General features: G+C 66.0%; 23 protein-coding genes and 1 tRNA gene. 11 read left to right on the forward strand and 13 right to left on the reverse strand.

The window, feature by feature from the left end:
* Nucleotides 1-29 precede the first annotated feature (29 nt).
* Together LDO13_RS00080 and LDO13_RS00085 are read left to right on the forward strand one after the other, a co-directional pair.
* The gene (locus tag LDO13_RS00080; RefSeq protein WP_224048072.1) at nt 30-575 is read left to right on the forward strand and encodes a peptidylprolyl isomerase; all 546 of its coding nucleotides are present in this window, start codon (nt 30-32) and stop codon (nt 573-575) included.
* A gap of 9 nt (nt 576-584) precedes the next feature.
* Entirely contained in the window at nt 585-1,466 is an 882-nt protein-coding gene (locus LDO13_RS00085; protein WP_224048073.1) for a rhomboid family intramembrane serine protease, read from the forward strand.
* A gap of 1,049 nt (nt 1,467-2,515) precedes the next feature.
* Here the strand turns inward: LDO13_RS00085 and LDO13_RS00090 are convergent.
* Nucleotides 2,516-3,121 carry a DNA-3-methyladenine glycosylase I gene (locus LDO13_RS00090; protein ID WP_224048074.1) on the reverse strand — a complete coding sequence of 202 codons (606 nt, stop codon included), beginning with the start codon at nt 3,119-3,121 and terminating at the stop codon, nt 2,516-2,518.
* Nucleotides 3,122-3,241: 120 nt separating this feature from the next.
* Nucleotides 3,242-3,493, reverse strand: coding sequence for a cell division protein CrgA (locus LDO13_RS00095; protein WP_224048075.1), 252 nt, complete (start codon nt 3,491-3,493; stop codon nt 3,242-3,244).
* Nucleotides 3,494-3,668: 175 nt separating this feature from the next.
* On the opposite strand from LDO13_RS00095, the gene LDO13_RS00100 reads away from it, so the two are divergent.
* Genes LDO13_RS00100 through LDO13_RS00110 form a run of 3 tightly spaced genes read left to right on the forward strand, consistent with a single transcriptional unit; the run spans nt 3,669 to nt 5,248 of the window.
* Nucleotides 3,669-4,436 (forward strand): class E sortase, encoded by a 768-nt coding sequence (locus LDO13_RS00100; protein WP_224048076.1) that lies wholly within the window; start codon nt 3,669-3,671, stop codon nt 4,434-4,436.
* 3 nt (nt 4,437-4,439) lie between these two features.
* Nucleotides 4,440-4,610, forward strand: a complete 171-nt coding sequence (locus LDO13_RS00105) for a hypothetical protein (protein WP_224048077.1) — start codon at nt 4,440-4,442, stop codon at nt 4,608-4,610.
* Nucleotides 4,607-5,248 carry an aminodeoxychorismate/anthranilate synthase component II gene (locus LDO13_RS00110; protein WP_224048078.1) on the forward strand — a complete coding sequence of 214 codons (642 nt, stop codon included), beginning with the start codon at nt 4,607-4,609 and terminating at the stop codon, nt 5,246-5,248. The genes LDO13_RS00105 and LDO13_RS00110 overlap by 4 nt, the downstream gene beginning before the upstream one ends.
* Here the strand turns inward: LDO13_RS00110 and pknB are convergent.
* Genes pknB through LDO13_RS00145 form a run of 7 tightly spaced genes read right to left on the reverse strand, consistent with a single transcriptional unit; the run spans nt 5,245 to nt 14,917 of the window.
* A complete protein-coding gene (pknB, locus tag LDO13_RS00115; protein WP_224048079.1) occupies nt 5,245-7,224 on the reverse strand; it encodes a Stk1 family PASTA domain-containing Ser/Thr kinase in 1,980 nt (659 codons plus the stop codon). The genes LDO13_RS00110 and pknB overlap by 4 nt on opposite strands.
* Before the next feature lie 6 nt (nt 7,225-7,230).
* Nucleotides 7,231-9,039, reverse strand: a complete 1,809-nt coding sequence (locus tag LDO13_RS00120) for a protein kinase (protein ID WP_224048080.1) — start codon at nt 9,037-9,039, stop codon at nt 7,231-7,233.
* The gene (locus tag LDO13_RS00125; RefSeq protein ID WP_224048081.1) at nt 9,036-10,493 is read right to left on the reverse strand and encodes a penicillin-binding protein 2; all 1,458 of its coding nucleotides are present in this window, start codon (nt 10,491-10,493) and stop codon (nt 9,036-9,038) included. Before LDO13_RS00125 ends, LDO13_RS00120 begins: the two co-directional genes overlap by 4 nt.
* Nucleotides 10,490-11,941, reverse strand: a complete 1,452-nt coding sequence (locus LDO13_RS00130) for an FtsW/RodA/SpoVE family cell cycle protein (RefSeq protein WP_224048082.1) — start codon at nt 11,939-11,941, stop codon at nt 10,490-10,492. The genes LDO13_RS00125 and LDO13_RS00130 overlap by 4 nt, the downstream gene beginning before the upstream one ends.
* On the reverse strand, nt 11,938-13,692 hold the full coding sequence (locus LDO13_RS00135; protein WP_224048083.1) for a PP2C family serine/threonine-protein phosphatase: 1,755 nt from the start codon (nt 13,690-13,692) through the stop codon (nt 11,938-11,940). The genes LDO13_RS00130 and LDO13_RS00135 overlap by 4 nt, the downstream gene beginning before the upstream one ends.
* Before the next feature lie 2 nt (nt 13,693-13,694).
* On the reverse strand, nt 13,695-14,174 hold the full coding sequence (locus tag LDO13_RS00140) for an FHA domain-containing protein (RefSeq protein ID WP_224048084.1): 480 nt from the start codon (nt 14,172-14,174) through the stop codon (nt 13,695-13,697).
* Nucleotides 14,171-14,917, reverse strand: a complete 747-nt coding sequence (locus LDO13_RS00145; RefSeq protein ID WP_224048085.1) for a DUF3662 and FHA domain-containing protein — start codon at nt 14,915-14,917, stop codon at nt 14,171-14,173. The genes LDO13_RS00140 and LDO13_RS00145 overlap by 4 nt, the downstream gene beginning before the upstream one ends.
* 331 nt (nt 14,918-15,248) lie before the next feature.
* On the opposite strand from LDO13_RS00145, the gene LDO13_RS00150 reads away from it, so the two are divergent.
* Nucleotides 15,249-15,331: transfer RNA gene (locus LDO13_RS00150), tRNA-Leu, on the forward strand.
* Between the two features lie 82 nt (nt 15,332-15,413).
* On the opposite strand, the gene LDO13_RS00155 is transcribed toward LDO13_RS00150, so the two are convergent.
* Nucleotides 15,414-16,103, reverse strand: coding sequence for a TetR/AcrR family transcriptional regulator (locus tag LDO13_RS00155; protein ID WP_224048086.1), 690 nt, complete (start codon nt 16,101-16,103; stop codon nt 15,414-15,416).
* A gap of 188 nt (nt 16,104-16,291) precedes the next feature.
* On the opposite strand from LDO13_RS00155, the gene LDO13_RS00160 reads away from it, so the two are divergent.
* The 4 genes from LDO13_RS00160 to LDO13_RS00175 all read left to right on the forward strand — a co-directional run bounded on the left by LDO13_RS00160 (nt 16,292) and on the right by LDO13_RS00175 (nt 20,783).
* On the forward strand, nt 16,292-17,695 hold the full coding sequence (locus LDO13_RS00160; protein WP_224048087.1) for an NAD(P)/FAD-dependent oxidoreductase: 1,404 nt from the start codon (nt 16,292-16,294) through the stop codon (nt 17,693-17,695).
* A gap of 49 nt (nt 17,696-17,744) precedes the next feature.
* Nucleotides 17,745-18,659 carry a universal stress protein gene (locus LDO13_RS00165; protein WP_224048088.1) on the forward strand — a complete coding sequence of 305 codons (915 nt, stop codon included), beginning with the start codon at nt 17,745-17,747 and terminating at the stop codon, nt 18,657-18,659.
* Nucleotides 18,656-20,179 (forward strand): APC family permease, encoded by a 1,524-nt coding sequence (locus LDO13_RS00170; RefSeq protein ID WP_224048089.1) that lies wholly within the window; start codon nt 18,656-18,658, stop codon nt 20,177-20,179. Before LDO13_RS00165 ends, LDO13_RS00170 begins: the two co-directional genes overlap by 4 nt.
* Before the next feature lie 121 nt (nt 20,180-20,300).
* A complete protein-coding gene (locus LDO13_RS00175; RefSeq protein WP_224048090.1) occupies nt 20,301-20,783 on the forward strand; it encodes a pyridoxamine 5'-phosphate oxidase family protein in 483 nt (160 codons plus the stop codon).
* 48 nt (nt 20,784-20,831) lie between these two features.
* Here LDO13_RS00175 and LDO13_RS00180 read toward each other — a convergent pair whose 3' ends face one another.
* Together LDO13_RS00180 and LDO13_RS00185 are read right to left on the reverse strand one after the other, a co-directional pair.
* Nucleotides 20,832-21,470, reverse strand: a complete 639-nt coding sequence (locus tag LDO13_RS00180) for an NAD(P)-binding domain-containing protein (protein WP_224048091.1) — start codon at nt 21,468-21,470, stop codon at nt 20,832-20,834.
* Entirely contained in the window at nt 21,467-22,156 is a 690-nt protein-coding gene (locus tag LDO13_RS00185; RefSeq protein ID WP_224048092.1) for a hypothetical protein, read from the reverse strand. The genes LDO13_RS00180 and LDO13_RS00185 overlap by 4 nt, the downstream gene beginning before the upstream one ends.
* Nucleotides 22,157-22,313: 157 nt before the next feature.
* Between LDO13_RS00185 and LDO13_RS00190 the strand changes: the two genes are divergently transcribed.
* Nucleotides 22,314-22,697, forward strand: coding sequence for a VOC family protein (locus LDO13_RS00190; RefSeq protein WP_224048093.1), 384 nt, complete (start codon nt 22,314-22,316; stop codon nt 22,695-22,697).
* A gap of 58 nt (nt 22,698-22,755) precedes the next feature.
* Here the strand turns inward: LDO13_RS00190 and LDO13_RS00195 are convergent, their stop codons facing one another.
* Nucleotides 22,756-23,160 carry a DUF5997 family protein gene (locus LDO13_RS00195; RefSeq protein WP_056428648.1) on the reverse strand — a complete coding sequence of 135 codons (405 nt, stop codon included), beginning with the start codon at nt 23,158-23,160 and terminating at the stop codon, nt 22,756-22,758.
* Nucleotides 23,161-23,166: the final 6 nt, after the last annotated feature.

Below are 23,166 nucleotides of genomic sequence, written 5' to 3' on the forward strand. Positions count from 1 at the left end.
CCGGGGCCCGTCGTGGAAGAATAGGGCCTATGACTGCCATCGCAACCGCAAAAGCAACCATCCACACGAGCATGGGCGACATTGTCGTCAACCTCTTCGGCAACCACGCTCCCAAGACGGTCGAGAATTTCACCGGACTGGCCACGGGCGAGAAGGCCTGGACCCACCCGGAGTCCGGCGAGGACAAGACCGGCACGCCCCTGTATGACGGCACCATCTTCCACCGCATCATCAAAGACTTCATGATCCAGGCCGGCGATCCCCTGGGCCGCGGCGTCGGTGGACCCGGCTACAAGTTCGATGACGAAATCCACCCGGAACTGACGTTCAACGAACCCTACAAGCTGGCCATGGCGAACGCCGGCATCCAGATGGGCCGCGGCACCAACGGCTCGCAGTTCTTCATCACCACCATCCCCACCGGCTGGCTGCAGGGCAAGCACAGCATCTTCGGCGAGGTGGCGGACGAGGAATCGAAGAAGGTTGTCGACGCCATCGAGGGTGTCCGCACCGGAATGGGCGACCGCCCGGTCGAGGACGTCACCATCAACAGCATTGATGTAGAAAAGCTCTAAGCCCAGCGCATGAGCTACGGAATTCCGGCGGCAGAGCCGTCCGCGCAGATCCCGGTGTGCCCGCGGCACCCGGACCGGCCCGCCTATGTGCGCTGCCAGCGTTGCGGGCGCCCCGCGTGCCCCGACTGCCAGCGGGCGGCCGCCGTCGGATTCCAATGTGTTGACTGCGTCAACGAATCAAAACGCACGACGCCGGACGTCAAGACCGTCTACGGCGGTGCTGTGACCGCCGGCAAGCCCTTGGTCACCTACTTCATCATTGGGCTCTGTGCCCTGGCCTTTGTCCTCCAGTGGCTGGTCCCCAACGACGGGATCTACCGGAACCTCGCGTTCGCCACGGTCTATGCCTCCCCGGAGTACGGGGTCTTCGAACCGTGGCGGATGGTGACGTCCGCATTCCTCCATTCCCAAGGCTTCATCCTCCATATCGTCCTCAACATGTACATGCTGTGGATGTTTGGCCAGGCACTCGAACCCCTCCTGGGCCGGATCCGTTTCCTGGCCGTCTACCTGCTGTCCGCTTTTGGCGGATCCGTCGGCTACCTCCTGCTCACTCCTGGGTATGTCCCGGGTCAGCCGCTGAGCGGCGTCGTGGGGGCTTCCGGCGCCATCTTCGGCCTCTTCGGCGCCATGTTGGTGGTCCAACGCCGCCGCGGTGGCGAGACCAGACAACTCTGGGTGCTGATCCTCATCAACGGCGCCATCGGCTTCGTTGTCCCTTCGATTGCCTGGCAAGCCCACCTTGGTGGCGCCATCACAGGTGCCCTGTGTGCGGCCGTCATTGCGTACACACCCCGCGGCCCCCGGCAGGGCCTGCTGCAGGCGGGTGGCCTTCTCCTGGTTCTCGTCCTGCTGATTGCCGTCTCCGCCCTCCGGGTCGCTACCGCCTGACCAGGGCCTGCCTGCCCTGCCCTGCCACATCCGCATCCGCCAGATGACGCTCCAGCCCGGTTACTCCGTGCGCGGAGGGATCTCGGCCGCCTGGAACGGCGGGTTTCCGCGGCAGCGCCGGTGTGGTGGGGGAATTAACTGGGCAGGAGCGTCGCGCCCCCCAGGCGGCTGAGTGGACGGGGTCCCGCAGACAGGCCTGGCACCCCGGAACACCGCGTCGAACGACGTTTCCCACAGCAACATCCCGTTTTCCACAGCCCGTCCTGCCCGGTGCGTACTTCTGGGCTGCGGCCACGGCGACCGGCACCGCCCGGAACGGGAGTGAAGAGCCCTGGGGTCGAAAAGTTGTCCACAAGGGTTATCCACACTGTTGGTAACTTACATCGCTGTAGTTCATGCCACGGTGTCGGATCTGAGGGCCACAACTGGCGATTTTGCACGGGCGGCCGTGGGGATCTCCACAATTGTGGATAACTCCTGTGGGTGGCCCTGTGGTTAAGTGGACAACCCCGCTCGCAACCCGCGGAGATGCCCACTTCCAGGCGGGCGGAGATGTTGGCTGCACCGGGGCGGGCGGCGGACAACGACACCGAGGGCCGGATCAAATCTGATTTCAACAGGGTTATTCACAGTGTTAATAACGTCCCCTCCGTGTGGTCAGGGGCTGATTGCGCGCCACGGGGCGCCTCGACTGCACAAATGCCCTTCTGATCCGGCACTTATCCCCAGCTGTGGATAAGTTGTGGGTACCGGGGTGTTGTTAAGTGGATAACTCCGCCGCGGCGCACGATGGGGTGAAAAGGCGGGGAAAACTCGCGTATTGGCGCACGATTCCAGTGCCGGAGACCGGTGCGGGTCCGGGTCGGCGATTTATCCACAGGGTATCCACACTGTTAATAACTCACAGGCTTGTAATTAGGCCGGGTGCATCGGGCGAGGCGTGGTCCTGGAGGCCACAGTGCAGGGGTCATCCGGCAACCCCCGATGATGCTCCCGTTGAGTTATCAACATTGTGGATAACTTATCGGGGAGTTGTGCACAGTGTGCCCTCAACGGGGCCAGATGCCGGAGGCGCCACGTCGGTGGCTGTCCAGCAGATGCGTGTCAATCATGCCGACAGCTTCCATGAGGGCATACATCGTTGTGGGGCCGACGAACGCGAATCCCCGTTTCCGCAGCGCCTTGGACAGGGCGATCGACTCTGCCGACGTAGTGGGGATTTCCTCATGGGAGGTCGGTTCCGGCGTGGTATCCGGCTGGAAGGCCCAAACGAAGTCAACGAGCCCGCCGTCGTCCCGCAGGGCAATCGTGGCCTGGGCATTGGTGATGGCGGCCCTGATCTTGAGCCGGTTACGGACGATCCCAGCGTCCAGCAGGAGACGCTCAACATCCGCTTCGGTGAAGGAAGCAACCGTCTCGGGATGGAAATCGTGGAAGGCAGCCCGGAACGCCGGCCTCTTCCGGAGAATCGTCGCCCAGGAGAGTCCGGCCTGGAAGGCCTCGAGGCTGATGCGCTCGTACAGTCCCTGCTCGTCGCGCACCGGAAGTCCCCACTCGGTGTCGTAGTACTCGCGCAGCAGCGGATCCACGGCCGCCCACGGTGGCCGGGCCAGTCCGTCGTCGCCGATCACTGAACCGATTACTGCCGGGGCCATCCGGGTTCCTTCCCTCGCATTGTTCTCCGTCCCAGCATTATCGGCCCCCGGTCCGACATCTCGTTAACGCGAAAGACCGGTACACAGGGTGTACCGGTCTTTCATGGTTTGCAGCGGGCCTCAGGAACGCCAGCGGGTGGTCATAAGGAAGCCGATGATCGCGATGCCAAAGCCGGCGATGATGTTCCCTGATCCCCAGGCGGCTACCGGTAGGGTGCCTTCACTGATGTAAAAGGTGATGATCCACAGGAGGCCAATGATCATCAGGCCGAACATCACCGGTTTGAACCAGACGGGGTTGGGCTTGTAGGCCTGGGCGGAAGTCTGCGGCGTTGCGTCGCCAGTCCTCTTACGGCGCTTTGACTCGGGCACGGGTCCTCCTGGGCGACTGGAACAGGAGCGGGACCCTGGCTTGATATCCTGCGAGAAGGAATACACCGGCGGTCAGCGCGCTCTTGGTCATGTTTGAGTTCTTATTCGGAGCCAATTCTAGCTGGAGTTCAGTCCACAGTGGTGTTCGCCGCGAATGTCCGGGAAGAGGAGCCACATGCTGCAGCTGCAGGAGAAATCCGCTGCCGGGTCTGCCCGCAGAGGTGGCATTTTCGCCCGCACCGTCATGGTCCTGGGCGAATTGCTCATCACCGCCGGTGTGATTGTTCTCCTGTTCGTCGCGTGGCAGTTGTGGTGGACCAACGTGGCCTCCGATGCCCGGCAGCGGGACGCCGTCAAGGAATTCACCCGTAACCTCGAGATCCCGGCCGCTTCCGGCCCGGCATCCAGCGTCGACCATGGGCAACCGAAGGTTTCCGCGGAACCTGACGAGGGTGCAACCATCGGCATTTTGTATGTCCCCCGGTTCGGCGCGGACTACACCCGGCCCCTGGTCCAGGGAACCTCGCCTGCCGTGCTGGACACACTCGGAATAGGCCATTACGAAGGAACGGCGATGCCAGGTGCTGTGGGGAATGTAGCGGTGGCCGGACACCGGCAGACTCATGGAGCGGTCCTGGACAACATTGACACGCTGGTCCCCGGGGACCGGATTTACATCCAGACCCGAGACGGCTATTACGTGTACAGCTTCCGCAACAGCGAAGTCGTCCTTCCCGACCGGACGGACGTCCTGTTCCCAGTGCCCACGCAGGCGGCGGCCACCCCCACGGAGCGCTACCTGACGATGACCAGCTGCAATCCGCGTTTCGGCTCCGAGGAACGGATCATCGCCTACTCGCTGCTGGAGTTCTGGCAGCCGACGTCGGCCGGTCCGCCGGCCGAGATTGCCGGCCAGGTCCGCCGCGCCGCCGGGGAGGTCTGAGCCGTGTACGCCTGGATCTTTCGGCATTTGCCGGGCCCCCTGTGGCTTCGCATTGCCACCGCGCTGGTGCTGGCCGCAGGCGTGCTGGTATTGATGGTTCAGTTCCTTTTTCCCTGGATGGCACAATTCACCCAGTTCACTGATTCAACGATTGGTTCAGCAAGGCATCCATGAGCACAACCAAGATCCTCGTCGTCGACAACTACGACAGCTTTGTCTACACCCTGGTGGGGTACCTGCAGGAACTCGGCGCGGAGACCACTGTGGTCCGCAACGACGACGTCACCCTGGCCGAGGCGATCGAGCTCGCGGAAGCCCGCGACGGCGTCCTCATCTCCCCGGGTCCCGGGAACCCTGCCGGGGCGGGGGTCTGCATTGAACTTATTAAGTGGTGCGGCAGCCACAACAAGCCCATGCTGGGAGTCTGCCTGGGCCACCAGGCACTGGCTGAAGCGTACGGGGGAACTGTCACGCACGCGCCCGAGCTGATGCACGGCAAGACATCCCTCGTGGAGCACCACGGCAACAGTGTGTTTACCGGGCTGCCGTCGCCCTTCACCGCGACCCGCTACCATTCCCTCGCCGCCGTCCGGGAAAGTATCCCGGACGTCCTGGAGATCACCGCGGAGACGGCCACCGGAGTGGTCATGGGGCTGCAGCACCGCACGGCGCCCCTCTGCGGCGTCCAGTTCCACCCGGAGTCCGTGCTCACCGAAGGCGGCTACCAGATGCTCGGCAACTGGCTTGAGTCCCTCGGCATGGCCGGAGCTGCGCAGCGGGCCTCGGCCCTGAGCCCGCTAATCAAGCACTAGCGGGAGAACCCGCCCAGGAGCGATCCGCCTTCCTTGGCGCCCTTGCTGGGCGTCGGGGTCGGCGTCGGGGTTGGACTTGGCGAAGGCGGGGGCGCGGGGGCTTTCGCCACGGTGACGCCGACGGTCTTGCCCTGTTCGACCAAGGCATCGGCGGCGTCAGCTTGTCCGGTGACCTTGCCAGGTTCCACCTGGGAGTTTTCGACTTCAGTGGCGTTCATGCCGAGGCCCAGGGCCTTCAGTGCGGCCTCAGCCTCGGCGATGGGGAGGCTGACGAGCTGGGGGACCGCCACCTTGCCGGTGGACACGATGATTTCCACTGCGCTGCCGGCCGCAACATTCTGCCCCGGCGCCGGGTTGGTTGTGATCACGATGCCGGCCGGGACCGTGGCGCTGTTGGCCATCGTGGTGCCGGGTGCTCCGGCAAGGCCTTTCTGGCGCAACACATCGCGGGCAGCAGCTTCGGTCCGCCCGGGCAGGTCCGCGGGGATGGTGATGACGCTGGGGCCTTCGGAAATGTTGAGGGTGATTTCCGAATTCGGGTCCAGTGAGCTCCCTGTCGCCGGCACAGTGCCGACGGCGATGCCCTTGGCGATAGTCTCGTGCTGCATCCGGCTGAGCTGGGGTTTGAGCCCGGCGTTGTAGAGCTTCTGGAGGGCTTCACTCTCGGTCAGCGATGTCACCGATGGCACCAAGACCTTTGCCACGGGCGGCGGAGCCTGGTTCATCATGTTGTACAGCCACAAACCGCCGCCGGCCAGAACCAGGACCGTGACGATCACCAGTGCCGCGATCCACGTCCGACGTCGGGACTTCTGGCGCGGCGTGTGTTCGCGCTCGGGCGGCAGGACCAGCGGCAGGCTGCCTGTATCAGCCGCATCATAGGCAACACCCTGGGCCTCCAAGGCGTCGTCATCAGCCAAAGAATCCTGCGGCGGCCGGAGCCTGCCGGTGGGCGTCTCGTCCAGGAACTTGGCGCCGGTGACCGAGAAAGCGGCTGTGGGTGTGCTGTCCGCCGTCGGAACGGTGTTGTGGGGGTCGGTGGCGGCTTCGCTCGCGGCCGGCGGTACGACGCCGACTCCGCTCCGCGCCGCCCGGAGGGCGCGGCGGAAGGCCGCGGCGTCCTGGAAGCGGTCCGCGCGGTTCTTCTGCAGGGCCTTCATCAGCACGCTGTCCAGCGCCTCGGAGACGTCCGGATTCAAGCTGCTGGCCAGTTCGGGGATTTCGCGCACGTGCTGGTAGGCAACGGAAACGGGGCTGTCGCCGATGAACGGCGGCCGGCCGGCCAGCATCTCGTACAGCAGGCATCCGGCGGAGTACAGGTCGCTCCGGGCGTCCACAGTCTCGCCGCGCGCCTGTTCCGGTGAGAGATACTGGGCGGTCCCCACTACGGCCTGGGTCTGCGTCATGGTCGCGGCGGAGTCGGCCATGGCGCGGGCAATCCCGAAGTCCATCACCTTCACGCTGTTGGAATCCGGGCAGAACATCACATTGGCGGGTTTGATGTCGCGGTGGACGATCCCGGCCTTGTGGCTGTAATCCAGGGCGGAAAGCACTCCCAGGGTGAAGTCGATGGCCTGGTCAATGCTGACGTCCTTGGCCCTGATCAGGTCCCGGATGGTCTTCCCGGCAACGAACTCCATAACGATGTACGGCACCCGGACCGTGTCCTCGTGGTCACCGGGGACGGCATGGTCCCCGGTGTCATAGATGGCAACGATCGAGGGATGGTTGAGGGCGGCCACCGCCTGTGCCTCGCGCTTGAACCTGGCCTGGAACTGGGGGTCCCTGGCCAGGTCCGGACGCAGCAGCTTGACAGCCACGGTGCGTCCGAGGCGGGTGTCGATGCCCCGGAAGACGTCGGCCATGCCGCCGCGGCCGATCAGCTCACCCAGCTCATAACGCCCACTGAGGACGCGCTGCGTGTTTACGGGGCCGCGGTCCTCCCGGTGTGATGGGGTGCGGGGTGAATTGGGCATGGCGGCCTACGTTCCCGTTGGGCTCGGGGTTGAGCTTGAAGCGCCTGCGGCGGCCTTGGCCAGGTGGTAAGTCACGAGGGAGCCGGCAGGCACCTTGCTGCCGGACGCGGGATCGGAGCTGACGAACGTGCCCGGCTGCTCCTTTTTGTTCGTGGGGTCGACGGCGTCGCCCTTGGCCCAGCGGAGACCGGCACCCTCGATGGCCTGCTGGACGGCAGCTTCGCTTGCGCCGGACTGCAGTGGCGGGACTGTCACGGACTGCGGGCCCTTGGAGTACGACACGGTAATGGTCGTGCCCGGCTGGACCCGCCCGGCCGGGTCGATGTTAATAACTGTTCCGGGGGCGGAATCGTCGAAGACTTCCGCTCCGGTGACGCCCAACCCAAGGCCGATCAGTTCGCTGCGGACCTCGTTGTAGGGCCGGCCCAAGTAACTTTCCGGAACCAGATTGATGGCCGCAGGGGTGGACTTGGTCGGGGTCGCGGAGCTGCTCGTGGGGCTGGCGCTCGTGGACGTGGGTGACGCCTGGGTGGTGGTCGGCGCGCTGGTGGTGGCACTGCTCGCCGGTGTCTCCGGGAACAGGATCCCGGCTTGGGTCAGCACCACGCCCACCAGTGAGAACAGCACCAGCAGGATCAGGGCGATCAGGGGCCAGGTCCAGGGGCTGCGGCCGCGGCGTTCGGGCTCGTCGACGGGCTCGTCGTAGTCGTCGTCCTCGTCCTGGACCCAAGTGCGTTCCGCGGCGAGGGCGTCGGCGCGCGAGAGCGTGTTGCGGGCTCCGTAGGCACTGGCGGCCGCGGCTCCGGCAGCGAGCCCTGCCGCTGCGCCGGCGCCGGCGGCCCCCACCACTGGCAGAGCCGACGTGGCCGACGTCGTGCGGTCTGCAGTGCTGATAACTCCAGTCGCGGCCGTGGGCAGGTCCACGGGCGCGGTGATAGGGCCGGTTGCCTGCTCGAAGAGGAGCATGCCCGGAACGGCGGCGTGCGCTGCGGGGATGTCACCGTTGCGGATCGCCTCGGCGGCCTCGGAGAGTTTGAGCGCGTCAGCCGGGCGGTTCTTGGGATCCTTGGCCAGCATGGACATCAGCAGGGCCCGGACCGGCTTCGGCAGGGTTTCCGGCAGCGGCGGCGGGGCATCGTTGACCTGGGCCAGCGCGATGGCGATCTGGGATTCACCGGAGAACGGGCGGTGGCCGGTGAGGCATTCGTACCCGATCACGCCGAGGGCGTAGATGTCCGAGGCGCCGGTAGCCAGCTGGCCGGTGGCCTGCTCCGGTGCCAGGTACTGGGCGGTGCCCATGACCTGCCCGGTCTGGGTGAGCGGGACCTGGTCAGCGAGGCGGGCGATGCCGAAGTCCGTGACCTTGACGCGGCCGTCCGGGGTGATCAGGAGGTTGCCCGGCTTGATGTCGCGGTGGACCAGGCCCTGGGCGTGGGCCACCGAAAGGGCGCGCGCCGTCTGGGCGATCATGGAGAGGGTGCGGTCCGGGGAGAGCACCTGCTCATGTTCGATGATGCTGCTTAGCGGCTGGCCCGGGACAAGCTCCATAACGAGGTAGGCGGAGCCTTCTTCCTCGCCGTAGTCAAAGACGTTGGCAATGCCCACGTGGTTGAGGAGCGCGGTGTGGCGTGCCTCGGCGCGGAACCGCTGGAGGAAGCCGGGATCGCCGGTGTACTCCTCCTTGAGCACCTTGATGGCGACGATGCGGCCAAGGATCAGGTCTTTGGCTTTCCAGACTTCTCCCATGCCGCCGATCGCAATACGCGTGGTCAGCTGGAACCTGCCGCCGAGGGTGATTCCTGATGAAGGCCTCACTTATTCAACACCGCCTCAAAAATCTTCTTCGCGTTCGGACTGGTTAGCTTTGCGCCGGTGGTGATGTCTACGCCTTCAATGACGATTGTGACAGCCACCTGCGGGTCATTCGCCGGGGCGAACCCGGTAAACCATGAGTTGTTCAAGCCGTCTCCAAGTTCTGCGGTACCGGTCTTGCCGGCCACCTTCACGCCGCGGACTGCCGCCTTGCTGGCGATGCCGTCGTCGACGACGCTGACCATCCACTCGTTGATCTGCCGGGCAATGTCCGGCGTGGTGGAGGTCCGCAGGACCTGTGGCTTGGGCTCACTGATAGGCCGCAGGTCGGGGGAACGCACGGCCCTGATCAGGTTCGGCTGCATCTGCACGCCGTTGTTGGCGATCGCGGCGGTCATCTGGTTGATCTGCAGCGGGGTGGCCCGGACGTCCCGCTGGCCGATTGACGACTGGGCGAGGCTGGCGTCATCCAGTTCTTCGGTCGGGAAGAAACTCGCCGCGGAGTCCAGCTTTAGCTGGTCGCCGAATTTTTCCCCGAAGCCGAACTTCTCCGCCTCGTCCGCAATGGCCTTCTGGTTCAGGTCCAGGGCGATGCTGGCGAAGGGGGTGTTGCAGGACTGTTGCAGGGCGAAGGCAAAAGTCGCCGTATCGCGGGTGTAGCAGTTGCCGCCGGCGTAGTTGGGCAACGTGTACTGGATGCCGGGGAAGGTCATTTCCGCCGGGTTGGGCAGAATGCTGTCCTTGTTGTATTTCCCGGATCTGAGCGCGGCGGATGTGTCGATGATCTTGAAAACCGACCCGGGTGCCAGCAAGGCCCCGGTAGGGCCGCTGACGTTCTGGTTCAGGTTGATCCCGGGGACCTTGTTGAGCTCGGCGAAGTTGGCGGCCTCAGCCACCGGATCATGCGTGGCGATCAGGTTGGGGTCGTAAGAAGGCTTGGACACCATGGCGATGATCGCGCCGGTCTTCGGGTTGGTCACCACGATCGATCCGCGCTGGCCGTCCGGGATGAGGTCGAAGGCGAGCTTCTGGATTTTGGGGTCGAGCGTGAGTTCCACGGAGGCACCCTTGGGCTGGTTGCCCAGGAAGAGCTGGCCGACCCGGTCCAGGAACTGCTGGTCCGAGCTGCCCGCGAGCTCCTTGTTCATTGAGCTCTCCAGCCCGGTCACGCCGAAGCTCCTGGAGAAGTAGCCGGTGATGCCGGCGTACGGCTCGGGCTGCGTGTAGGTGCGCTGGAACTTGCAGCTCTCCGTGGCGGGTACGGACTCCGCCACGGGGGCGCCGCCAACGATGATGGCACCGCGGTCGTTGCAGTAGTTCGCCAGGAGGGTGCGCTTGTTCCAGGCATTGGCCTCCAGGGCGTCTGCGCCGATGACCTGGACGTAGCTGAGGGCGCCGAAGATGAGCACGAACATGGCGATCGAGGCTATCCAGGCGTTGCGGATGGCTTGGTTCACAGCTTCACCGCCTCGGTGGGAGCGTCCGGACTGTTCCGTCCGGTGCGGGGAACGGCGGCCGGCTTGGAAGGCATGGCAGGAGTGACTTTCTGTGCATCAGGTTCTTCGCCGGGAGCCAGCGGGGTGGTATCCACCGGGCCGCGCGCCGAGTGCGAGATCATCAGCAACAGGCCGACGATGATCCAGTTCGCCAGCAGCGATGAGCCGCCCGCGGCCAGGAACGGGGTGGTGAGGCCGGTGAGCGGAATAAGCCGGGTGACGCCGCCGATCACGACGAAGCACTGCAGCGCGACGGCGAAGGAGAGCCCGGTGGCCAGCAGCTTCCCGAACGCATCCCGGGTGCCGAGCGCTGCGCGGAAACCCCGGGTGAAGAAAAGCAGGTACATCAGCACGATCGCGAAGAGACCGATCAGGCCCAGTTCCTCTCCGAAGGAGGCAATGATCATGTCGCTGTTGGCGAAGGGAACCAGATTGGGGCGTCCCTGGCCGAGGCCGGTGCCCACTAGTCCGCCGTTCGCCATGCCGAACAGCCCTTCGACAATCTGCAGGCTGCCGCCGAACTCCCGGCCGTAGACCTCGTCGGTGAACGCGTTGATCCAGCCGTCAATCCGGAGCGCGACGTGGGAGAAGACGCGGGAGGCGACGAATCCGCCGGCAGCGATGAGCCCGACGCCGATGATCACCCAGCTGATGCGGCTCGTGGCGACGTAGATCATCACGAGGAACAGGCCGAAGAACAGGATCGAGGAGCCCAGGTCGCGCTGGAAGATCAGCACGCCGATGCTTACCAGCCAGGCGGCGAGCATTGGGCCCATGTCCTTGAACCGCGGGAACTGGATGGGCCCGACCTTCCGGCCGGCCAGCAGGATGAGGTCCCGGTTGGAGGAAAGATACCCGGCGAAGAATATTGCGAGGGTGATCTTGGCGATTTCACCGGGCTGGAAGGTCATGGAGCCGAACTTGATCCAGACCCGCGCCCCCAGGATTTCACCGGCCGATACTCCGGGCACCAGCGGCAGGATCAGCAGGACCGCACTGACGGCGAGGGAGATATAGGTGAAACGGCGGAGGACCCGGTGGTCTTTAAGGAACCAGATGACGGCAATCGAGACGGCCATCGCCACCAGGGTCCAGCGCAACTGGTTGTTGCCGGTGTCTTCCCCGACACGGTCCAGCCGGTGGATCATCGCCAGCCCGAGGCCGTTGAGGCCCACCACCAGCGGAAGTATTACCGGATCGGCATATTTTGCGCGGAAGCGCAGCACGATGTGGAATGCCAGGGCGGCTGCGGCGAGCAGGCTCGACTGGAACCAGAAATCCGTATCGAAAGCCTTCTGCTTGTCCACGCCCACCAGGGCGTTGGCGCCGATGCCGACGGCGAGGGCCAGCACCAGCAGGACGAGTTCGATATTGCGCCGCGGCCTGGGCGTGGGATCGATGGGGGTCACCGGCCCACCTCACAGACCGGGGCGGAGGGGGACGGTGTGGCAGTGCCGGCCGCGCCGGGGCTCGCCGTGGCACCCGGGCTCGCCGTCGCGGCGGGGGTGGGGGGCGTCGGCGAGGGAGTGATGCACTCGTCCGCCGGGGCCATGGTACCGGTGCGTTCGAGGTTCTTTACGATCCGCTGGGCGTCATACAGATCCCGGGCCGGGACGGTCTGGCGCACCCGCTGCTGCGAGAATTCGGGGAGATCTGACATCCGGATTTCGGTCTCCGCTTCGAGGGTGGAAAGCTGGATGGGCCCCAGGCGCTGGGAGACCCCGTTGAAGATGGCCACGTGCTGGTTATGCTCCCCGATGTAGTACCGCGTCTGCGTCCAGGCATAGCCCAGCCACAGACCCACCGTCAGAAGGGCCACGATGGCGGCGGCGATGGAGACTGTCACCCAGCGGCGGGGCCGGCCGACCGGCCTGTACTCATCGGCCTCGTCCTTCGCCTGCTCCGACTTGTGGGTGAGAACCGTGGCCGCCCGGCGGGCCATGGTGCGCCCCGCGATGGTGGGGATAGACCCGGATTCCGCGGCAGCCGCCGCAGCACCCACGAGCTCGTGGGGGCGGCCGGAAAGTTCCTCGCGGAGCACTTCGGCGGAAAGATGTTCGCCCAGGTGCGGATCGGTCGAAGTCGCTGGTTCTGCCTTGCCGGTGGCGCCGCGGTCCGGATTTTCCTCCGCCGCGCCGCCTTCCGTTGGAGCGTCCGGTTCCTTGGGCGGGACCGGGCTTGCTGCGTCGCCGGCCAGCGCGGCCACGGGGGATCCGCCGGCTGTGCCGGCGTCGGAGGTCTTCTGCGGGGCTTCGACAGTCTTCGCGGCCCCAAAGGTGCTACCGGTCCGTCGCGGGGCGTCTCCGGACACCGTCGCGGTCACCGTGGAGGGCGATTGGGCGGGGATAATCTCGACGGCGGCGGTCCGGATGTCGTCGGTCGTCTGTTCGGCGATTTCCAGCATCACGACCGTGACGTTGTCCGGGGCGCCGGCCTCGAGGGTGAGATCAACCAGGAGTTCAACGCATTCGCGGAGGTTTCTGGTTTCGCGGACTGTGCGCTCCACGACGTGGCCAGCTACGTAGTTCAGGCCGTCGGAACAGAGCAGCCAGCGCTCACCCGGTTCGACATCGAGGGTATCCAGGTCCAGTTCCGGGCTCGCATCGACGTCGCCGAGAACGCGCATCAGGACGTTCTTGTGCGGATGAGTTTCCGCTTCCTCGGGCCGGAGCCGGCCTTCATCGATGAGGCGCTGGACGAACGTGTGGTCGACACTGACCTGTTCGAATTCGCCGTTCCGCAGCCGGTACGCCCGGGAATCGCCAATATGGGCGAAGTGCAGCTTGCCTTCGGCCAGGAGGAGGGCCGTGACGGTAGTGCCCATGCCTGCCAGCTTGGGATTGATGTGGACGAGCTCGGAGAGCAGGGAATTGGCAGTCTGGATCTCGTCGGCCAGGACGGTGCCGGCATCGCCGTCGTAGTCATCCTTGTCGAGATGGATCATGTCCAGCACGGTGGCGGCGGAGGCGACATCACCGCCGGCGTGTCCGCCCATGCCGTCGGCGACGACGGCGAGGTGTCGGCCAACGTAGGCGGAGTCGTCGTTTTTCGCACGCACACGGCCGACGTCGGAACGCGCGGCGTAACGCATGATGAGGGGCCGCGTGGGGGCAGTTGTTTTGCCTTCAGCCCTGTCTGCGGGAAGATCCGGGGCAGCCATGGCTACGGCCTCAATTCGATGACCGTCTTGCCGATTCTCACGGGGACACCGAGCTCCACGGGCAGTGCCCTGGTGAGCTGCTGATCGGCCAGGTAGGTGCCGTTGGTGGAGCCAAGATCCTCGATGAACCAGCGGCTGCCCTGCGGGAACAGGCGGGCGTGGCGACCCGAGGCGTAGTCATCCTCGAGCACGAGGGTGGCTTCCTGGGCGCGGCCGAGCAGGATGGGGCTGGCTGCCAGCGGGATCGTCGTGCCCTTGAGCGGACCTTCGGTCACGACAAGCTGGCGCGGCTGCTGCCTGACCGGGGCGGCCGGCTCGGCCAGGGCGGGGTTCTTGCGGACCTGCCGCGCCGTGGGGGCGCCTGCTGCTGCCTTGCGGCCGATCATGAGGTCGCGGCGCATGGCGGCAACGATGCTGAAGATGAGGACCCACAGGAGCAGGAGAAAGCCGAAGCGCAGGGCCGTGATGGTCAGTTCGCTCACTGGCGGCCGCCTGGGCTGGCGGGCAAAAGGCGGTAGATGATCTTGGTCCGTCCCATCGTGATCGTGGAGCCGTCGGTGAGTTCCGAGGAGCCCACGATCTTGTGGCCGTTGACGTAGCTGCCGTTCGTGGAGCCGAGATCGACTGCCTGGGCAGTGCCCGGCCCCGTACGGATTTCCAGATGGCGGCGGGAAACGCCGGTGTCGTCAATGAGGATGTCTGCGTCGGAGGAGCGGCCCAGGACGATCGAGGGCGCGTTGAGGGAGTAGCGCTGCCCGTCGATGTCCAGCACGGGCTGCATCCGGGAGGGCTGGCGCGTGGGCGCGGCAGGCATGCCGGTGTGGGCGGGCTGGGCCGGCGCGGCGGGCGACGAGGACTTTTCGGTCCGCGACTTGATCTCGAAGTCTCCGGCGCGGCGTTCCTCGTCGCGGCGGAAACTGATCCGGACCGGACCCTGCAGCGTGTAGCCCTGGCTGCGCACGTGGTTAATGACGACGTCGCACAGTTCTTCGGCGAGCGGGGTTCCCCATTCCTGGGCCCGCTGGAAATCGTCGTCGCTGAGGAGGACATCGAAGACGTTGGGGGCCAGGGTCCGCCCCGCGGCGATAGTGATGGCCTTATTGTCCACCTCACGGCGGAGGTGGCTCGCGATCTCGACAGGCTCAACCTGGGCGCGAGAACCGGTGGAGAAGACTCCGCGGACGGCCTTTTCGATGCCGCGCTCGACTTTGTCCAGCAATCCCATGGTCCTTCTCCTTTCGTGACGGCTGCAGGGCAGCATTCGTTCCGGAACTCGGTTTCCCACATTTGCGGGAGCCCGCTGTTAACGGGCACTCCTACATCAGATACTACTGGGCGAGTCTGGGAATGGCCTTAATGCGCGTCGCCACTCCGTGCCGGAAAATTACGGCGGACCGGCCCTGACATGCGCCGACAGCGCCGCGCTCCGCCTCCCTCCGGTACCGCTCCGGGGGCCGATTGGTGTTTTCCCGCAGTTGTCCGTTATGCTTGATCTCGCTGCTTTTACGAGGTTGGCGGTCCGGATTCCGGGCCAAGAATCGAGTGGAAGAAGTTGCGCGCGAGTGGCGGAACGGCAGACGCGCTGGCTTCAGGTGCCAGTGTCCGAAAGGGCGTGGGGGTTCAAATCCCCCCTCGCGCACGCATTAGAACCCCGGTCTTCGGACCGGGGTTCTTCCATTTAACTCCCCGGCTTGACTTCCCGGCCGGACGAAGCCGGCAGCCTACTGCCGCAGGGCCCCGAGTCCGGTGATGAGGGCCTCAAGGCCCAGTTCAAAGGCCACGTCGGCCTGGTTTTCGAACCCCTGATCGGCCAAGCGCGCCACGGCTGCCGTGAAGTTCGGCGTCGATTCCGCCATGCTTCCGGAGTCAAAGATGTCCGCCGGGGCGGTGACGTCATACGCGGAGCCGAAGATGAAGGACTCCAGGGCCACAATCGCCGAAACGATCCGCTCTTGCGGGAAGCCGGCCCGGCTGAAACCGGCGCTGACGGCCTCGTACATGGCCAGCGTCTTGGGCGCATCGGTCACCGGCAGCACGGCAATCACCGGGATCAGCGGTGTGTGCTTGGAAAACACGTCGCGGTAGCTCCAGGCCCAGCTGCGCACCGCCCGGTCCCACGGTTCGCCGTCGAAGGCGGACACATCCACGAACGACGTCAGGTGGTCCTGGACCAGTACCAGGACGTCCCGTTTGGACGAGACGTGGTTGTACAGGGCCGACGGCGCCACGTTCAGCGTCCGTGCCAAGGCCGCCATGGTGAACCCGTCATAGCCGCTCTTCCCGATGAGCTGCAGCGCCGCCAGGGTAATGCCGTCCTGGTCGAGAACGGCAGCGGCCGGCCGGCCCACCCTTCGGCGCGGTTTGGCATCGTGCCGGTGCGGATCTGTAGGGGCGCTGGTTGATGCCGGCATTGCTGGCCTTTCCGCTGTCGCTGTCCTGGGGGTGCTCCCATTGTGCCCCTACTTTACGGGCACTTTCCGGGCGAAATTTCCTGGGCGGGAGGTCTTCCCAGACGCATCCGAAGGGTCTATAGTCAATTCTAAATGAACGACATTCATTTAGTGGTCCGCATCACTTCCGCGGCCGCAGAGAGGACATCATGCTGGAACTTGACCGCGACGTCGTCATCGTCGGAGCCGGCCCCGCAGGGCTGACCGCAGCCCGCGAACTGAAGAAGGCGGGCCTGAGTGTGGCCGTCCTGGAGGCCCGCGACCGCGTCGGCGGACGCACCTGGACCGACACGGTCGACGGCGCCATGCTGGAAATCGGCGGCCAATGGGTCTCGCCGGACCAGACCGAACTGCTGGCGCTCCTCGAAGACCTTGGCCTGAAGACCTACTCCCGCTACCGCGACGGCAAATCCGTCTATATCGGTGCCGACGGCAAGCGCACCCTGTACACGGGCGACTCCTTCCCGGTCAGCGACACCACTGCCGCCGAAATGGACAAGCTCACCGCCCTGCTGGATTCCCTTGCCGCGGAGATCGGCCCCACGGAGCCGTGGGCGCACCCCAAGGCCCGAGAACTGGACACCATCTCCTTCCACCACTGGCTGCGCCAGAACTCCCCGGACGAGGAAGCCTGCAACAATATCGGCCTCTTCATCGCCGGCGGGATGCTGACCAAGCCTGCGCACGCCTTTTCCGCCCTGCAGGCAGTGCTGATGGCAGCCTCCGCCGGTTCCTTCTCACACCTCACCGACGAGGACTTCATCCTCGACAAGCGCGTCATCGGCGGCATGCAGCAGGTCTCCCTGCTGATCGCCGAAGAACTGGGCGACGACGTCGTGCTGGACAGCCCCGTACGCACCATCAACTGGCGTGCGGCAGCCGCTGGGGAAGGCGCCGGCGGCCACACGGTGACCGCAGTTTCGGAGCGCGCCACGGTGAACGCCCGCTTCCTGATCATGGCCGTGCCGCCGAACCTCTATTCCCGGGTCTCCTTCAACCCGCCGCTGCCGCGCCGGCAGCACCAGATGCACCAGCACCAGTCGCTCGGCCTGGTCATCAAGGTCCACGCCGTCTACAGCAGGCCGTTCTGGCGCGAGGACGGCCTCTCGGGAACGTGCTTCGGAGCCGGCGCCCTGGTCCAGGAGGTCTACGACAACACCAACCACGGGGACTCCCGCGGGACGCTGGTCGGCTTCGTCTCGGACGAAAAGGCCGATGCCATGTTCGAGCTCAGCGCCGAAGAACGCCGCCGTGCCATCCTCGAATCGGTGGCCGGGTTCCTGGGGGACAAGGCGCTCGAACCGGAGGTCTACTACGAATCCGACTGGGGCTCTGAGGAATGGACCCGCGGTGCCTATGCCGCCAGCTACGACCTCGGCGGCCTGCACCGCTACGGCAAGGACCAGCACGCGCCGGTCGGCCCCATCTACTGGTCCTGCTCGGACCTCGCTGCCGAGGGCTACCAGCACGTCGACGGCGCGGTCCGGATGGGACGCCAGACAGCGGCCCGGATCGTGGCAGCCGCCGACCGCACCTCCGTGGCCTCCAACTAGCCGGATGCTTCCCGTTAACCAGCCCAACAGTTCAGAAAGGATCGGCCAGATGCGTTACGTAGTGGGGTATTCAGCCAATGCCAGGGGCCATGATGCCGTCAATCTGGCCGTATCGCTGGCACGTGGCCGCGGTGCCAGCCTGGATCTCGTTCTGGTGGTGCCCGAAGTCCAGCAGTTCGGCGCCGCGCATGCGCCCAAAGCCGGTTTCGAGACCCTCCTGAACGAGCAGGCACGCGAATGGCTCGACGAAGCCCTTGCGCTTGTTCCGGCCGACGTCCCTGCGCAGGCGCATATCCGCAGCGGCGACTCCGATGCGCAGGCCCTGATCGCGGCGGCCGAGGAACTTGGGGCGGACGTTCTGGTGATCGGGGCAACCAGCAACGGGCTCTTCAAGCGGTTCACCATCGGTTCCGTGGCCAGTGCGCTGCTCCACGCCTCCACCGTGCCGGTGGCCCTCGCTCCCCACGGCTACCACCGCACGGAGGCCCTGACCCGGATCAGCTGCGGCCTCGGAACCAGGGCGGGTGCCGAGAAGCTGCTCGATTTCGCCATCGGCATGGCGGCGAACCGGAAGGTCCCGCTGCGGGTGGTGTCCCTGCTTGCACTCGACGGCGGCAACTCAGCCGATGCGGCTGAGGCCGCCCGCGAGTACGCGGAGAAGGCCGTCGCGGCAGCCGCACCGGTCGACCCGTCCGGTGTCCAGCTGGCGGCCAAGACGGACGTCGCTGTCGCGCATGGCCGGAGCATCGAAGAGGCTGTGGACGACCTCGACTGGGAAGACGGCGAGGTCCTGGTGATCGGTTCCAGCCGCCTGGCCCAGGCCCGCTCCATCTTCCTGGGCAGCACCGCGAACCGGATCCTGCGGGCACTGCCGGTGCCGATGCTCGTGGTGCCCAGCGGCTATGAACTCAAGCACCACAACCATTCAACGTCGAATGACACGTCCGGAGAGGCACTCCAATGAGCACTGAACACGTGACGGCCAAGGCCACGCACGACGCACACGCAGGACTGAGCGCCAAGGGCCTCAAGGCCGGATCGGTGGGCCTGATCGGCGCCGTCGTGATTGGTGTGTCCTGCATTGCCCCCGCCTATACGCTGACCGCGGCCCTGGGCCCCACGGTCGCCGAGGTCGGCGTCCAGCTGCCGGCCATCTTCCTGGTGGGCTTTATTCCGATGCTGCTGGTTGCCTTCGGCTACCGGGAATTGAACAACGCCATGCCCGACGCCGGAACCTCGTTCACCTGGGCTTCGCGCGCCTTCGGACCCTGGATCGGCTGGATGGGCGGCTGGGGACTGATCGCGGCGACGATCATTGTGCTCTCCAACCTGGCAGCAGTGGCCGTGGACTTCTTCTACCTCATGCTGGCCCAGCTGTCCGGCAACCCCGAGCTGGCTGACCTGACCCTGAACCTGCCGCTGAACATCGCCACCACGCTGGTGTTCATCGCGCTGGCCTGCTGGATCTCCTATCGCGGCATGGAAACCACCAAGGGTGTGCAGTACGTGCTGGTCGCGTTCCAGCTCCTGGTGCTCGGCTGGTTTGCTGTCGCCGCTTTCAGCCACGTCGCCAACGGCACAGCCTTCGATGCCACGGCGATCACCCCCGAGTGGTTCAACCCGTTCGCCGTCGAATCCTTCTCGGCCTTTGCCGCCGGCGTCTCCCTCTCGATCTTCATCTACTGGGGCTGGGACGTCACCCTGACCATGAACGAGGAAACCCGCAATCCGGAAAAGACCCCGGGCCGCGCGGCCACCGTCACCGTGCTGGTCATCGTGGTGATCTACATGACCGTCGCACTGGCCACCCTGGCGTACGCCGGAATCGGCCAGGAAGGCCTCGGGGCAGGAAACCCGGAAAACCAGGGCAGCATCTTCGCCGTCCTCGCCGGACCGGTCATGGGCCCGTTCGCCATCCTGATGTCCCTGGCCATCCTGAGCAGCTCGGCCGCGTCCCTGCAGTCGACGTTCGTCTCACCGGCCCGGACGCTGCTGGCGATGGGGCACTACAAGGCGCTGCCCACCCAGTTCGGCAAGATCAGCCCCACGTTCAAGTCCCCCAGCTACGCCACGATCGCGGCGGCCATCGCCGCCGCGGGGTTCTATGTCATCACGCGGACCACCTCCGAGAACGCCCTGTGGGACACCATCACCGCGCTCGGCATGATGATCTGTTTCTACTACGGCATCACCGCCCTGGCCTGTGTCTGGTTCTTCCGGGCCGAAGCCTTCAGCGGGGCGCGGGCGTTCTTCTTCAAGTTCCTGTCCCCGCTCCTGGGCGGCGTCATCCTGCTGGTGATGTTCTTCAAGACCGCCTATGACTCCATGGACCCGGCCTACGGGTCCGGATCCTCCGTCGGCGGGATCGGCCTCGTGTTCGTCCTGGGCATGGGTGTAATCCTGCTCGGTGTGGTGCTCATGCTGGTCATGTACAAGATCCGCCCGGAGTTCTTCAAGGGCAAGGTCCTGCCGAGGGGCTACTAAGCGTTCGCAACTGCGTGCCGGGAAGGTCCTCCTTCCGCCCGCCATTGGAAAGTAAGCACACTTACCAATAGGCTGGCGGAAGGGGGACCTTCCCCCGTTCGGAACAGAACGAGGTGGCACCATGTCGGATGCAGAGAACATCAGCAAAGTCACGGACATCATCAACGACTCACGGATCGGGATGTTCACCACCGTCAACGACGAAGGCGCGCTGGTCAGCCGGCCGCTGGCCGTCCAGGAAGTGCAGGACGACGGCGACATGTGGTTTTTCACGTCCGCCGCCACCTCCCAGGTTGCCCAGGTCCGGGCGAACCCGCGCGTGAACGTCTCCTTCGGCAAAAGGACTGAGTGGGTGTCCGTCGCCGGAACGGCTCACGTTGTCACTGACCGGCAGAAGATCCACGAGCTCTGGAACCAGATGGTGGAGGCCTGGTTCCCGGACGGTCCGGACACCCCAGAAGTGGTGCTGCTGCACGTCGATTCAGACTCCGCCGAATACTGGACCAGCCCGGGCGGAACCGCCGCGACGGTGCTGCAGTGGGTCAAGTCCAAGGTCACGAACAGCCGCATGAGCGTCGGCGAAAGCGGCACGGTGGAACTCTAGGTCCTGGACCCGGCAGTGCCCGGATGCGCCGGGCATGCCGACGCCGGCCTAGTCGATGATCTTCAGCCCGGTGGCCCAGTTGAAATCCCCGTATGCGGGGTTGGCCTGCAGGGCCATCACGAGGAGCTGGAATCCCTCCAGTTCCCTGGCATGCCTCAGCCCGCCAACCCGCAGCGGGCGGAGTCCGGCGGCCGCAGCGAACGACGCCACTGTGTTGGCGGCGTCTTCGGAGTCCGAGGCGATGAAGACATCCAGTGGCATCCCGCCCTTGGCGCCTGCCGTCAGCGGGCCGGCGAACGTGGTGTTGAAGGCCTTGACCACTTGGGCGCCCGGCAGCAGGGCGGCGATTTCCTCGGCGGCCGAGGACCCCGGTTCGACGGTAAGTGAATCGAAGGTCTCCGGGTCGGTCGGGTTGCTGATCTCCACGACGGTCTTGCCGCTCAGAGTGTCGCCGTAGTGCGTCGCGACTTCCTGGGCCGGTCCGAAGTAGAGGGCCAGCACCACGATGTCCCCCTCCGGGATGTCGCCGAGCCCCCCGGAGGTGGTGTCAGCGCCGAGCTCGGCCGCGAGTTTGGCCGCGTGTTCCGGGGACCGGCTGAGGATCTGGAGCGAGCGTCCGGCTGCCACGGCGCGGGTTCCGATCGCCCGGGCCATGTTGCCGCTGCCGATGATGGTGATGTCTGTCATGGGGCTTCCTTCGCGGGATGACCGTGGAATGCAGGCAGTGGAGCCCAGCGGGCAAGGTGCACAGCGTCAGCCGAGCGCCGGGCCCGTGGTGGGAAGTCCGGCGGGGCGGGCCGGACTCCGGCGGCCCGTTCGGCGTCGGCGAGGGCCTGTTCCAGCCGGTCGACGGCCGGGGCATAGGCGGCGTCCGTTCCGCCCCGGAGGCGCTCGGCTGCCTTCATCGCCCGGATCAGGGCGGCGGTCTCCGGCTGGCGCGCGTCACTCATGGCGGGGTAGTCAATACTGTGCGCGGGGTCCAGTTCGTAGCGCTGCCATCGGGCCAGGACCCGGCGGTGCCGCGCCGCGGCCGCCGCGTTGCTCGCGGCAATGTCCCGGGCGGCGCGCCGGGCCTCCTGCCGGCTGAGGACCCGCGGAGTCCAGAAGTAGGAGGCGACCGCAGCGGCAGCGGCGAGCACTCCAAGCAGCAGTCCCGCCCACGGGGCCGCCAGGGCGGGGAGGATAACGGCCGGCGCAACGATGGCGAGCCCGGCGAAGCCATCCCAGAAGACGGAGTCCGTCAGGCCGTCGTTGCCGTCGGCCTGATGCTTCCTGATGAGAAAAACGCAGGCCCCTGATGCGCACACGGCAATGATGGCCAGCGCAAACAACTGCCATAGCGGGAATGGGGCGGGCTCGAAAAGGAACGGCATTCCAACACCTCCAGGGATCCGGCCCGGGCGGGCGCGGTTCCGCTGATTCCATTGGAATCCATGGATGGCGGGCCGTCAATGGCCCCGGAACTGTGCGGTGGCGCGGTGCGGTGGGCCTGGTTCACACCCGGGGCCGTCCCGGCGTAGCCTAGGGCCCATGCGACTGAAAATGTGCAGTATCCACGTCAAGGACCCCGCCGCCGCCTTCGAGTTCTACACCGGAATCCTGGGCTTCGAGAGCCTCCTGGCCATGCCGGAGCACAACCTGTTCATCGTGAAAGACCCGGCAGGGTCCGGCGGCGGATCAGCCGGGCTCCTGCTGGAGCCCAGCGACAACCCGATCGGGGCCGCCTACATGAACGGCTGCCACGACGCCGGGATGCCCGCAATTGTCCTGGGCGTGCCCGATGTCCGGGCTGAGTTCAAGCGGCTCACGGCCAAAGGCGTGATATTCCAGGGCGAGCCATCCGACGGTCCCGGCGGCACCACGGCGGTGTTCGACGACGGGTGCGGGAACTTCGTCCAGCTCCACCAGGACTAGCCGGGCCACGGCTCACCCCGGCCGGGGATACTGACCGGGCTGTGGGGCGCAGCAGCGGCTACTCGGCCGCGGTGCGTGCCTTCTTGGCGTCCTTCTTCGCAGCCTCGTCCTTGACCCGCTGGGCCTCGGCGCGGACGGCGGCGTGGGTGGAGCGTTCGGCGACCAGCCAGGCCGGGGGAGCCTGCAGCAGCGCGGTGATTTCCGCCGTCGTGAGCGCTTCCTCAACGCCGCCGCGGGCCAGGCCGCTGATGGAGACGTTGAGCTTCTGTGCGACCACCGGGCGGGGGTGCGGGCCGTTGCGGCGCAGTTCCGCCAGCCACTCGGGCGGGTTGGCCTGGAGCTCGGCGAAATCGGCGCGGCTGATGACCGAATCCTGGAACTCCTGGGGTGTTGCGGGCAGGTAGATGCCAAGCTTCTTGGCAACGGTGGCCGGCTTCATGGACTGGGAGTTTGCAGAGGTCATGCTTCA

It is taken from the genome of Arthrobacter sp. NicSoilB4, from assembly GCF_019977335.1.
In the GTDB taxonomy this organism is placed as follows: Bacteria; Actinomycetota; Actinomycetes; order Actinomycetales; family Micrococcaceae; genus Arthrobacter.